Below are 12,460 nucleotides of genomic sequence, written 5' to 3' on the forward strand. Positions count from 1 at the left end.
TCGGAGGGCCGCACCGTCCTGTTCAGCTCCCACATCCTCGAGGAGGTCGAGCAGGTCGCCCGCCAGATCGAGGTGGTCGTCTCCGGTCGGCACGCGGCCTCGGGCGACTTCGGCCAGATCAGGCGGCTGATGACCGACCGCCCCGTGCAGTACGTCGTCGTGGGCGACGACGACCGCGGCCTCGCCAGCGCCCTGATCGCGGAACCCTCGGTGGTCTCGGTCGCACTGCGTCCGTCCGGTGGGGTGGACGTCGCGGTCAGCGACTTCGGCGCCTTCACGGTCCGCCTGCCCCGGGTGGCGCGGCAGCACGGCATACGGGTCCTCGAGCTCACCCCCACGGACGAGTCGCTCGAGAGTGTCTTCTCCTACCTGGTCGGGGGCGACCGGTGAACCCCACGATCCTGCGCCTGTCGGCCCAGGCGCTGCTGGGTCGCCGCCGCGGACTGGTGCTCGGCCTGATCCCCCTCGTGCTGCTGGTGCTGGCCGTGGTGGTCCGGGCCCTGACGAGCGACGCCTCGGTCGGCTACCAGGCGGTGACCGACCTCGGGTTCAGCCTCGCCCTGCCCCTGGTCGCCCTGCTCGCGGCCACGGCCGTCCTTGGCCCCGAGGTCGACGACGGGTCGATCGTGTACCTCCTGTCCAAGCCGGTCAGCCGCCACGTCATCGCCACCAGCAAGTACGTCGTCGCCTGGGCGGCCACCATGGCCCTCGGCGCCCTGCCGGTGCTCGTGACCGGTCTCGTCCTCGACGTGTCCGACCCGAGGCGCGCCGTCGCCTGGGGCGCCGGCGCGGCGGTGGCCGGGACGGCCTACACCGCACTGTTCCTCGCGATGGCTGCCCTGACCCGGCACGCGGTGGTCATCGGGCTGCTGTTCTCGCTGCTGTGGGAGGGCGTGCTCGGCAACGTCCTCGACGGCATCCGCTGGGTGGCCGTCGGCGCCTGGGGGCGCGAGGTCGCCTCGTCGATCAGCTCGTTGGTCCCCGCACCGGGGCTGGGCCTCGGGTACGCCGTGGTCGCGTCCGTCGTCCTGAGCGCCTTCGGGCTGTGGTTCACCGGCGACCGGCTGCGCTCGTTCACCCTGCGCGGCGACGAGTAGGCGACTGCCGGCTCCTGCCGCATGACGAGGGCCCGCACCGGTGACGGTGCGGGCCCTCGTCATGTCCGGGCGGTGGCTCAGCCCCAGACGAGGCCGCGCGCGGGATCGGCGAGGATCGCGCCCACGTCGGCGATGAACTTGCTGCCGAGCTCGCCGTCGACCAGGCGGTGGTCGAACGACAGGGCCAGCTGGGTGACCCAGCGCGGCTCGATCGTCTCCGTGCCGTCGGCCGCGGTGACCACCCACGGCTGGCGACGGATGGCACCGAACGCCATGATCGCCGACTCACCGGGGTTGATGATCGGGGTGCCCGTGTCGACGCCGAAGACGCCGACGTTGGTGATGGTGATCGTCCCACCGGACATGTCGGCCGGCTGGGTGCGTCCCTCGCGTGCCGTGGCGGTCAGCGCGCCGATTGCCTCGGCGAGCTGGAGCATCGACATCTGGTCGGCGTCCTTGATGTTCGGGACGATCAGGCCGCGCGGGGTGGCGGCGGCGATGCCGAGGTTCACGTAGTGCTTGACCACGATCTCCTGGGCGGCCTCGTCCCACGTCGCGTTGATCTCGGGGTGGCGGCGGATGGCCACGGCCATCGCCTTGGCCAGCACGAGCAGCGGTGTGACCTTGACGTCCTTGAACTCGCGATCCTTCTTGAGCCGCTCGACGAGCTCCATGGTGGCGGTCGCGTCGATGGTGACCCACTCGGTGACGTGCGGCGCCGTGAACGCGCTGCCGACCATCGCCTGGGCGGTCATCTTGCGGACCCCCTTGATGGGGACGCGGGTCTCGCGCTCCCCGCCACGGGTGAACACGGGAGCCTGGTATGCCGCCGGTGCGGCCCGGGTGCCGGACGTCGCCGAGGAGGGCGCCTCGGTGGCTGCGGCCGCCCCGTTTGCGTGGGCGTCGACGTCGGCCCGGCTGATGATGCCGCCCTCACCGGACCCGGCGACCGCGGCGAGGTCGACGCCGAGGTCCTTCGCGTACTTGCGCACCGGCGGCTTGGCCAGCGCACGGGCGCCCCCCTCGCGGACGACCGGAGCCACCCGCTCCTGGGCGGGCGGGGTGAACTTCGGCTGGGCGGCCGGAGCCACCGCTGCCGGGGCCGCCGCAGGAGCCGTCGCTGCGGGGGCCGCCGCTGCCGGCGCTCCCTTGCGGGGACGACGGACGGCCTCGGTCTGCTTCACGCCGTACCCGACGAGGACGGCGGTGCGACCGGTCGACGTGGTGCCACCGATCTTGCCCTCCTCGATCTCCTCCTCCTCGGCGGCCGCAGCGGCGGCAGCCATCTTCGGAGCCGGGGAACCCTCGATGCCGGGCTCGACCGCACCAGCGGCCGGGGCGTCCTGCACCGGGGCGGCGCCGCCCGCGGTCTCGACGGAGATGATCGGCGTGCCGACCTCGACCGTGTCGCCCTCGGAGACGTGCAGCGCGGTGACCGTGCCGGCGAACGGCACGGGCAGCTCGACGAGCGACTTCGCCGTCTCGATCTCGACGACGATGTCGTTGACCTTGACCGTGTCGCCGACCTTGACGTTCCAGGTGACGATCTCGGCCTCGGTCAGACCCTCACCGGGGTCGGGAAGCTTGAACTCTTTAACGGACACAGGCTGTCATCCCTCGGGGTTCTCAGAAGGCCAGCGAGCGGTCGACGGCGTCGAGGACGCGGTCGAGGTCGGGAAGGAACTCTTCCTCGAGCTTGCTCGGCGGGTAGGGCAGGTTGTAGCCGCCGACACGGAGCACCGGCGCCTCGAGGTGGTAGAAGCAGCGCTGCTGCAGGGCCGCGGCGACCTCGGCGCCGAGGCCGAGGAACGTCGAGGCCTCGTGGACGACGATCGTGCGACCGGTCTTCTCGACCGAGGCCGCGACGGTGTCGAGGTCCAGCGGGCTCAGCGTGCGCAGGTCGATGACCTCGAGGTTCTTGCCCTCGGCGGCGGCAGCCTCGGCGGCCTGCAGGCAGGTCTTCACCATCGGCCCGTAGGCGACGAGCGTGGCGTCGGTGCCCTCGCGGACGACCTGGGCCTTGAGCAGCGGGCGCGGCGCGGCCGACTCGTCCACCTCACCCTTGTCCCAGTAGCGACGCTTGGGTTCGTAGAACAGCACCGGGTCGTCGGACTCGATGGCCTGCTGGATCATCCAGTAGGCGTCCTCGGCGTTGGAGCAGCAGACGACCTTCAGGCCCGCGGTGTGGGCGAAGTAGGCCTCGTTGGACTCCGAGTGGTGCTCGACGGCACCGATGCCGCCGCCGACGGGGATGCGGATGACCATCGGCAGCTTGATCTTGCCGAGGGAGCGCGCGCGCATCTTGGCGACCTGGCTGACGATGTGGTCGAACGCGGGGTAGATGAAGCCGTCGAACTGGATCTCCACCACCGGGCGGTAGCCGCGCAGCGCCATACCGATCGCGGTGCCGACGATGCCGGCCTCGGCGAGCGGGGTGTCGATGACCCGGTCCTCGCCGAAGTCCTTCTGGAGGCCGTCGGTGACGCGGAAGACGCCCCCGAGCTTGCCGATGTCCTCACCCATGAGCACGACCTTCGGGTCGCGCTCCATGGCGGCGCGCAGGCCGTTGTTGATGCCCTTGGCGATCGTCATGGTGCCCATCAGTGGCTCCCCTCACCCTCGAAGCCGGCGTGGTAGGCGGCGAACTCCTTGCGCTCGGCCTCGACGACCGGGTGCTCCTCGACGTAGATGTGGTCGAACATCGAGTCGGGCGTCGGGTCGGCCATGTTCAGGCAGCCCTCACGGACGGTGACGGCCAGCTCGTCGCCCTCGGCCTCGACGGCGTCGAAGAAGTCCTGGTCGGCCTTCTGCGTGTGCACGAGGTAGGACTTGAGGCGCTCGATCGGGTCGCGGTGCTTCCACACCTCGACCTCGGCGGAGACGCGGTACTTGGTGGGGTCGTCCGAGGTCGTGTGCGCACCCATGCGGTAGGTGTAGGCCTCGATGAAGGTCGGGCCGTTGCCGCTGCGGGCCGCGTTGAGCGCCTGCTGCGTCACGGCGTAGACCGCGAGGACGTCGTTGCCGTCGACCCGCACACCGGGGAAGCCGAACCCGCGCGCCCGCTGGTAGAGCGGGATACGGGTCTGGCGCTCGTTGGGCTCGGAGATGGCCCACTGGTTGTTCTGGCAGAAGAACACCACGGGGGCGTTGTTGACCGCGGCGTACACGAACGACTCGTTCACGTCGCCCTGCGCGGTCGCGCCGTCGCCGAAGTAGGCGATGACGGCCGCGTCACGGTCCTGGTCACCGGTGCCCACGTCGCCGTCACGCTGGATGCCCATGGCGTACCCGGTCGCGTGCAGCGTCTGCGCGCCGATGACGATCGTGTAGAGGTGGAAGTTCTTCTCGTTCGGGTCCCAGCCACCGTGGTTGACGCCACGGAACAGGCCGAGGAGGTTGAGCGGGTCGACCCCGCGGCACCAGGCGACGCCGTGCTCGCGGTAGGTCGGGAAGGCGTAGTCCTGCGGGCGCATCGCGCGACCGGAGCCGACCTGGGCCGCCTCCTGGCCGAGCAGGCTGGCCCAGATGCCCAGCTCGCCCTGGCGCTGGAGCGCCGTGGCCTCGGCGTCGACCCGGCGGATGAGCACGAGGTCGCGGTAGAAGCCGCGCAGGTCCTCGTCGCTCAGGTCCTTGACGTACTCGTCGTACTCGACGTTCTCGACGCGCTGGCCCTCGGGGGTGAGCAGCTGGACCATCTCGGGTCCACCGTCACCCACCTCCGGGACGGGGGCGGTCAGCTCGGCGAGCACCTCCTCCTCGTGGGGGGTGGTGCCGGCCTTCTCACCGGTACTGGCGACAGCGTTGTCGCTCACAGGCACTCCTTCTTCCTCCGGCCCCACTCATGGCGGGACCTTCGGCTCGGGCCACGGCAACCCCCGCGGGGTCACCGCTGCTGGCGTTGCGCGGCAGGCTGGTTGCACCGGTTGTGGCGGCGCTCACATAGGGCCTTGCTGAGGCCAAAGATAACCGGACCCCGGGAAATCTCAGAATCCGGACTCCCCAACCCCGGCAAAACGCTGGTTGCGCGGCAAAGGTCGCGTTGCTTTCCCGCGGTATGCCGCGCAACCAGCGTCTTGCGTGGGGCGCAGGTCAGCTGATCTCGGACTTGCCGCGCCAGAGGTCGATCCCGGCCTCCACGGCGTCGGCGTCGATCTCGGCGAGCTCGCGGTCGCTGAACCGCAGGTTCGCCACGGCAGCGGCCGAGTCCTCGAGCTGCTCGACCGAGGACGCCCCGATGAGGACCGAGGTGACCCGCTCGTCGCGCAGCGCCCAGGCCAGCGCCATCTGCGCGAGCGACTGCCCGCGCTCCGAGGCGAGGTCGTTGAGCTTGCGGACGTGCGTCAGCGACTCGTCGGTGAGCAGGTCGGGCGACAGGGACTTGCCCTGCGAGGCCCGGGAGCCCTCCGGGACGCCGCCGAGGTACTTGTTCGTCAGCATCCCCTGCGCCAGCGGGCTGAACGCGATGCAGCCGATGCCCTTCTCACCCAGGGTGTCGAGCAGGCCGCCCTCGACCCAGCGGTTGAGCATCGAGTAGCTCGGCTGGTGGATGAGCAGCGGCACGCCCAGGTCGGCGAGGACCTCGGCCGCGCGCTCGGTGCGCTCCGGGGAGTAGCTGGAGATGCCGGCATACAGCGCCTTGCCCTGCTTGACCGCGGTCGCGAGCGCGCCCATGGTCTCCTCGAGCGGGGTGTCCTCGTCGGGGCAGTGGCTGTAGAAGATGTCGACGTAGTCCAGGCCCATCCGCTGCAGGCTCTGGTCGAGGCTGGCGAGCAGGTACTTGCGCGAGCCGCCGATGCCGTACGGCCCGGGCCACATGTCGTACCCCGCCTTGGAGGAGATGACGAGCTCGTCGCGGTAGGGCCTGAAGTCGGCGGCGAAGTGGCGGCCGAAGTTCTTCTCGGCCGAGCCGTAGGGCGGGCCGTAGTTGTTCGCGAGGTCGAAGTGGGTGATGCCGATGTCGAAGGCTCGGCGCAGGATCGCGCGCTGCACGTCGAACGGCTTGTCGTCACCGAAGTTGTGCCACATCCCGAGGGAGACGGCGGGTAGGTGCAGGCCGCTCTGGCCCACCTTGCGGTAGGGCATGGGGCCGTAGCGGTCAGGGCTGGGGAGGTAGGCGGGGAGCCAGGTGTCGACCATGCCCCCCAGTCTGTCGTGGGCGACCTCCCGCGACCAGCGGGGTATGGCGCGCCGCGTCACCGCCGGGTGAGGATGGGTGGATGAGACCCGTTCGCCCGATCCTGGCCCTGTCCGCCGTCACCCTGCTCGGCGCGTGCGGGACGGGCGCAGGGACGACCGGCGGGACCGGCGCGACGACCGGCGGTGGCACGACCGGGTCGAGCACCTCGGGCGGAGCGACCCCGCCCACCTCCGACACCACGACATCACCCGATCCCGAGAACCCGAGCGTGCCTGCCCGCCCCGGCAGCAAGGTGCGGCTCGTCACCGTCACCGGGTCGGTGTCCGACGGTGTCGAGGCGGGCTGCCTGCTGCTCACCCCGATCCCGACCGACCCCAACGGACCGTGGCTGCTCATCGGCAAGGTCGCGGGGATCGCTGCTGGCCAGCAGGTGACCGTGCGCGGGTACCGCGTCGAGGACATGGCCAGCACGTGCCAGCAGGGGCGGCCGTTCCGCGTCGAGGCCGTCCTCACGGGCTGACGCCGGAGGCACCGGACCCGGGGAGCGAGGACACCTGGCCCCGGGGCCGGACGCACGGGACCCCGCGGGCGTGGTGCCCGCGGGGTCCGGTGTCCTGTGCGTGCCGACTACTGCGTGACGGCGCCGATCACCACGGACCCGGTGCCGAGCACCGCGCCCTCGGAGGACACGACGTTCATCTCGCCGAACAGGCGGCGACCCGAGGCCGGAGCCTGCTGGGCCGTGACCTGACCGGTCACCGTGGTCGAGCCGCCCGCAGGCAGGTCGATCGCGGTGCCGGGCACGTCGAGCGTGCCCAGGGCCGGCGAGAAGAACACATCGAGGTAGTCGTACTGCGTGGTGCCTGCGGGCACCGAGTAGCCGTCGACCACGACCGTGTAGGTGCCGGCCGCCGGGGCGGCGAGGCTCACCGACTCCTCCGAGTCACCGTCGGCCGAGGAGCCGACGACGGCCCCGGCAGCGTTCTTGACCGTGAGGTCGAGGTCGGCCCCGAGGTCGGAGGTGTTCCCGATGGCCACGTCGAGGCGCTCGGCACCCGCGGGCACGACCACCTCGAACGTCTGCTGGTCACCGTCGGCGATGGTCTTGCGGCTGGACGAGGAGCTGCCCAGCGACCCACCCTTCGGCGTCACCGTGACCGGCCCGAAGGAGTTGCTGACCCTCCAGCTCACCGGGCTCGGCTCACCCGCCGTCACCGACGGCAGGGTCTGCGTCTCGGGGTTCACCACGACGCCCTGCGCCGCAGCCGTCAGGCGGAACGGGTTGTCCAGGAACGGCGACGTGCGCCGGGCCTCGACCTCGAACTCCCAGATGCCGGGCAGCGGGTTGGCGTAGTTGCGCGACGTCGGCTTGCACGTGCTCGGGTCGCTGAAGTTCGTGTAGCACTCCAGCGAGGAGGTCGACTCGACCGGCACGCCATACGGGTTGATCCCGATGAAGCGCACCTGGCTCTTGGTCGCCGTGCCGGCGAGGTTGACCTGGAGGGCCTTGGTGCCCGCCGGGACGTTGACGAAGAGCTTCTTGGTGAGGTTGCGGCCCACCTTGTCGCTGGTCGACGTGGCGTAGGACGGCTTGGCCAGCTCCTTGGCGAGGACCACGGTCAGGAGCACGCGGTGGTCGACCACCGGGGTCGCGGGGTCGTCGATCTCGAGGATCGCCGAGTGCGCGCCCTGGGTGGACGTCTTCGCCGTGACCGGGATGCTGACCTTGGTGCCCTTGGCCATCTTGGCCTTGGTGGCCCCGAGGGTGAACGTGCCGTCGTTGCCGACCAGCCGCAGCTGGTGCAGCGCCGCGCCCGCACGACCACTCGTGCGGGTCGCCGAGACCGTGTAGGTCTTCGCGACACCCGCGACCTGGCCACCCTCCTTGCTGCCGCACCGGTTGTAGACACCGGTGCCGACTTCGGGCGTCGCGAGGAAGTCCGAGATCGGGGTGCAGACCGGGGCCGAGACGGTGTAGCCCTGGGTCATCGGACGCTTCTTGATCAGCGTCCACGCTGCAGGGACGTTCATCTGCCCGGCACCCTGACCGATGGCCTCGAGCCCCTTGACGAACTTCGCCGAGGAGTAGATCGAGTTCCGCAGCTGTGCCGGCGAGGTGTCGGTGCCCGTCGCGAAAGCGGCGGACAGGAGCAGTGCGGCGCCACCGGCGGCCTGCGGGGAGGCCATGGACGTGCCGTTGAACATGGCGTAGCCCACCGGGAGCGTGTACCCGGTCTCGGCCACGTCCGGCTGCTTGAGCCACCGCGGGACGGTCGAGATCGCGGAGCCGGCGGCCATGATGTTCGGCTTGAAGCCGCCGTCCTCACGCGGTCCGCGCGAGGAGTAGTTGTGCAGCGTGAGCGGAGTCGACACGGTCGACCCGTAGTTGGCCAGCCAGGTCTCCTTGGTGATGGAGGACGCCACGCTGACGACGTCGGTCGCCACGGACGGGTCACCGATGGTGTTGACGCCCGGGCCGCTGTTGCCGGCCGAGATGAACAGCTGGACGCCGTACTCGTCGATCAGGCGGTTGTAGAGCGCCGATCGGGCGTTGTTGCCGTCGTTGAGCGCGGGCAGGCCACCGATCGACATGTTGACCACGTCGACGTGACGGTTGGCGACGAGGTCGACCATGCCGTCGGTGAGGGCCGCGGCGGTGCAGCCACCACCCCAGGTGCAGCCACGGGACGAGACGATCTTGGCGCCGGGAGCCTCGCCGTCCATCTTGCCGCCGAAGAGGCTGTGCCCGGCGGCGATGCCCGTGACGTGCGAGGCGTGCGCGTCCTCGACGATGCCGATGTTGACGAAGTCGGCGGTCGGCGGCAGCGACGGGTCCTGGTACGGGGAGAGGTCGACACCCTTGCGGAACTCGACCGTGAAGGGCATCTGCTCGACGACGGCGGTCTTGGGGTCGTCGGTGCCGAAGTGGTGGACGTCGAAGCGCTCCTTGTAGGGGCGCATGAACTCGTCGGCCGTGAACACCTTGTCCTGGTTGGCGTCGACCCAGATGTTGTTCGTGGCGTAGTCGTAGAGCACGCCGAACTGGTCGGTGGTGTCTCCGTCACGGTTGACGTCGCCCTCGGGCTCGCTGCCCTCGGTGATGGCCTCGGAGAAGCGGCTGACCGCGTAGTCGCCGGACGCCGGGGCCGTCCAGGTCGAGCCCGCGTAGGTGAACGTCGGGGCAGCCGTGACCATGGTGGTCATCCGGCGCCAGGTGAAGTCGTTGTCGAAGATCGGGTCGGTCGCCGTCACCCAGTCGACGATCTTGCGCTCGCCGGTCGAGGTGGTCTTCAGCGCCGGGTGGTCGAGGTCGACACCGGAGTCGAGGATGCCGATGGTCACGCCGCGGCCGTCCCAGGCGGGGTTCTTCGTCTTGAAGTCGGTCGCCCCCTGGTCGCGGGTCGGCATGTAGGGGTTGGAGTCGGGGGTGCCCTTGCCCGGCGCGGCGACGGCGGCTGCCGCGGCCGTCTTGCTGCTGCGCTCGACGGCAGGGTTGGGCAGCGGGATCGACTCGTCGAGGTCGACGGCGATCACCTTGAGGATGCCGGCCACCTTGTCCACCTTGGTGGTCGGGACGCTGGCCCGGACGTACCCGATGCGGTCGTTGACCATGCCGGTCCAGCCACCCTGGGCCTTGACCGCCTTGACGACGTCCTTCGTGGCGCCCTTCTCGGTGGCCAGCATCAGGGTGACCCGCTTGGTCCCCTTCTGCTGGGCCGCGCTGAGCAGCTGGCGATCGTGCTGGCCCAGCTTGTCCTTCTTCTGGACCTTCTTGACCTGGTCCTTCTCGGCCCTCGCCGCGGGTGCCGAGCCCACGCCGCTGCCCTGGTCGGCCGACGCGATGGGCGCAACGGTTGCTGCGACCACCCCCGCCACGGCCATCCCGGCAACGATCGTGAGTCCGCGGCGCCTCGTGTGTCGTGCGGTCACGTGGGATTCCCCTTCCCTCCGACGCCCACGGGTGGCGGGCGATCCGGGTCAGTCTCGCCCGGTGGACACGGTGTTGCTCCCGCCCGAAAGGTAAAGGTTGTCCCAAGACTCCCGGTCAGGGCGGTCGAAGGGCCGTTTGCCGGTGTTTGGGTGTCAGTCGGCGGGCTGGTCGGCGAGGAAGTCCCCGGCCACGCGGATGAGGACGTCGTTCGCCTCGGTCTCGCCGATGGTGGCGCGGACCCCGTCGTCGCCGTACTGGCGCAGGGTCAGCCCTGCGGCCTGGGCGGCGGCGGCGAAGTCACCGGACCGCGTGCCGAGGCCGAACCACACGAAGTTCGCCTCGGTGTCGGCGATGAACCAGCCCTGGCCGCGCAGGGCGCCGACCACCCGCTCCCGCTCGGAGACGAGCTGGTCGACCCGCTCCTGGAGCTCGTCGAACGCACGCAGCGACGCGATCGCCGCCGCCTGGGCGATCGAGTTCACGCCGAACGGCGTCGCGGTCTTGCGCAGGGCACCGGCCACGGACGGGTGCGCCACGGCATACCCGACGCGGAGCCCGGCGAGGCCGTAGGCCTTGGAGAAGGTGCGCAGCACCATGACGTTCGGCCGGTCGCGGTAGAGCTCCAGGGAGCGCGGCGCGTCGGCGCCGGTGACGAACTCGACGTACGCCTCGTCGATGACGACGAGCACCCTCGACGGGACCTGCTCGAGGAACTGCTCGAGCTCGGTGTGGGTCACCATCGGACCGGTCGGGTTGTTGGGCGTGCAGACGATGACGACCTTCGTGCGGTCGGTGATCGCGGCGAGCATCGCGTCGAGGCGGTGCCGCTCGTGGTCGTCGAGCCCGACCTTGACGGACGTGGCACCGGCGAGCGCCGTGACGATCGGGTACGCCTCGAAGGAGCGCCAGGCGTGGACCACCTCGTCGCCCGGGTCGCAGGTGGCAGCGATCACCTGGCCGAGGACGCCGACCGAGCCCGTGCCGGTGGCGATGTGCTCGGCCGGGACGCCCAGGCTCTGGGCGAGGGCGTCGGTGAGGTCGGTGACGGCCATGTCGGGGTACCGGTTGACGTTGCCGGCCGCCTCGGTGATCACCTCGAGCACGGAGGGCAGCGGGGGGAACGGGTTCTCGTTCGACGACACCTTGTATGCCGCGACCCCGTCGGGGGCCGACGCGGGCTTCCCGGGGACGTAGGCAGGGACCTGGTCGAGGGCGCTGCGCAGCTGGACGTCGGTGTCACGGGCGGTGTCGCTCATGGCCTCCACTGTAGGCGGCGTCCCGGACCGGGTGATGGCGAGTCGCGTCCGGCGCCGAAGGGTGGTTCGCTGCGCGCGGACGGGCCCGACCTGTGTGATCATTCGGTCGCGGCGGGGGCCGCGACGAGGACACGATCGGGGGTCGAGGACGGTGGCAACGGGCGACGCGGAGGACGACCTCCGGCTCGACCTGGCTCGGCGGGCGGCCCGCCTCACCACGATGGTGAACGAGCTGGCGATCGAGGTCGCCATCGGCCAGCCCACCCCGGGCTTCCGCTTGATGGGCACCGGGCTGGAGCAGGTCGACGCCGGTTTCGCCGCGCTCGAGGCCTCCTGCACGACGCAGATGGGCAGCCTCATGCCCGTGATCCCCTTCGAACCGTGGGACACGGGACCAGAGCTGGACCGGCGGTCGCGTGACCGTGGGATCGAGCTGATCTCGATCTTCAGCGAGCGGGCCTTCCGCGTGAACCCGCTCCTGACCTCGCTGGACCCCACCGCCCGGGTGGGCCACGCCGTCACCACGATGTGGGTCATCGACCGCTCCTGCGTCGGGCTGCCCGGCCCGCTCGAGCTCGACGGCTCCCCGACCCTCTACACGGCGACGACACCGGACGTGGTCGACCCGGCCCTCGAGCTGTGGGACCTCGTGCTGGCGGACTCGCGCCCCGCCCTGGCCGAGGGTGAGGCCCCACCGTTCACCCCGCGCCAGGTGCAGACCGCGATCCTGCTGGCCCGCGGGGCCAAGGACGCCAGCATCGCCCGCGAGCTCGGAGTCTCCGTGCGCACCGTCGTGTCGGAGATCGCCCAGCTGGTCGCGCGCCTCGGTGCCAACAGCCGCGTCGACGCCGTCCTCATCCTGCGCAGGGGACGCGCCCGCGCCTGAACGGGGCGATCGGTCCCACAGTTGCGTGTTCACGCAAAAGGAGCGCGGTCGGCTGGCACGGGCGAGATCGTCCTGTCAGAGTTTGCCTCGGCGACTTCCTCCGGGGGGACGGATGTCGTCGGGGACCCGCAGACCACTTCCGTGCAGGGGCAG

The 12,460-nt window shown here is 70.8% G+C and carries 9 protein-coding genes and 1 pseudogene; 4 read left to right on the forward strand and 6 right to left on the reverse strand.

Annotated features, from left to right (window positions below):
* Nucleotides 1–390: pseudogene (locus ASD62_RS20715) on the forward strand (ABC transporter ATP-binding protein); the annotation flags it as partial.
* Nucleotides 387–1,097, forward strand: coding sequence for an ABC transporter permease subunit (locus tag ASD62_RS10755; RefSeq protein WP_056915956.1), 711 nt, complete (start codon nt 387–389; stop codon nt 1,095–1,097). The pseudogene ASD62_RS20715 and the gene ASD62_RS10755, both read left to right, overlap by 4 nt.
* Before the next feature lie 77 nt (nt 1,098–1,174).
* Here the strand turns inward: ASD62_RS10755 and ASD62_RS10760 are convergent, their stop codons facing one another.
* The 4 genes from ASD62_RS10760 to mgrA all read right to left on the reverse strand — a co-directional run bounded on the left by ASD62_RS10760 (nt 1,175) and on the right by mgrA (nt 6,233).
* The gene (locus tag ASD62_RS10760; protein WP_056915957.1) at nt 1,175–2,701 is read right to left on the reverse strand and encodes a dihydrolipoamide acetyltransferase family protein; all 1,527 of its coding nucleotides are present in this window, start codon (nt 2,699–2,701) and stop codon (nt 1,175–1,177) included.
* Between the two features lie 22 nt (nt 2,702–2,723).
* Complete coding sequence (locus tag ASD62_RS10765) at nt 2,724–3,698, reverse strand: alpha-ketoacid dehydrogenase subunit beta (RefSeq protein WP_200947863.1); 975 nt, start codon at nt 3,696–3,698, stop codon at nt 2,724–2,726.
* Nucleotides 3,698–4,909, reverse strand: a complete 1,212-nt coding sequence (gene pdhA / locus ASD62_RS10770) for a pyruvate dehydrogenase (acetyl-transferring) E1 component subunit alpha (RefSeq protein WP_056915958.1) — start codon at nt 4,907–4,909, stop codon at nt 3,698–3,700. The genes ASD62_RS10765 and pdhA overlap by 1 nt, the downstream gene beginning before the upstream one ends.
* A 277-nt stretch (nt 4,910–5,186) precedes the next feature.
* Nucleotides 5,187–6,233 (reverse strand): L-glyceraldehyde 3-phosphate reductase, encoded by a 1,047-nt coding sequence (mgrA, locus tag ASD62_RS10775; protein ID WP_056915959.1) that lies wholly within the window; start codon nt 6,231–6,233, stop codon nt 5,187–5,189.
* 80 nt (nt 6,234–6,313) lie between these two features.
* Between mgrA and ASD62_RS10780 the strand changes: the two genes are divergently transcribed.
* Nucleotides 6,314–6,754, forward strand: coding sequence for a hypothetical protein (locus ASD62_RS10780; RefSeq protein ID WP_056915960.1), 441 nt, complete (start codon nt 6,314–6,316; stop codon nt 6,752–6,754).
* Nucleotides 6,755–6,861: 107 nt separating this feature from the next.
* Here ASD62_RS10780 and ASD62_RS10785 read toward each other — a convergent pair whose 3' ends face one another.
* Nucleotides 6,862–10,164 (reverse strand): S8 family serine peptidase, encoded by a 3,303-nt coding sequence (locus tag ASD62_RS10785; protein WP_200956876.1) that lies wholly within the window; start codon nt 10,162–10,164, stop codon nt 6,862–6,864.
* A 153-nt stretch (nt 10,165–10,317) separates the two neighbouring features.
* On the reverse strand, nt 10,318–11,421 hold the full coding sequence (gene hisC, locus ASD62_RS10790) for a histidinol-phosphate transaminase (RefSeq protein WP_056915962.1): 1,104 nt from the start codon (nt 11,419–11,421) through the stop codon (nt 10,318–10,320).
* A gap of 151 nt (nt 11,422–11,572) precedes the next feature.
* Between hisC and ASD62_RS10795 the strand changes: the two genes are divergently transcribed.
* Nucleotides 11,573–12,307 carry a helix-turn-helix transcriptional regulator gene (locus tag ASD62_RS10795; protein ID WP_056915963.1) on the forward strand — a complete coding sequence of 245 codons (735 nt, stop codon included), beginning with the start codon at nt 11,573–11,575 and terminating at the stop codon, nt 12,305–12,307.
* Nucleotides 12,308–12,460 lie beyond the last annotated feature (153 nt).

It is taken from the genome of Phycicoccus sp. Root563, assembly GCF_001427915.1.
Taxonomy (GTDB): Bacteria; Actinomycetota; Actinomycetes; order Actinomycetales; family Dermatophilaceae; genus Pedococcus.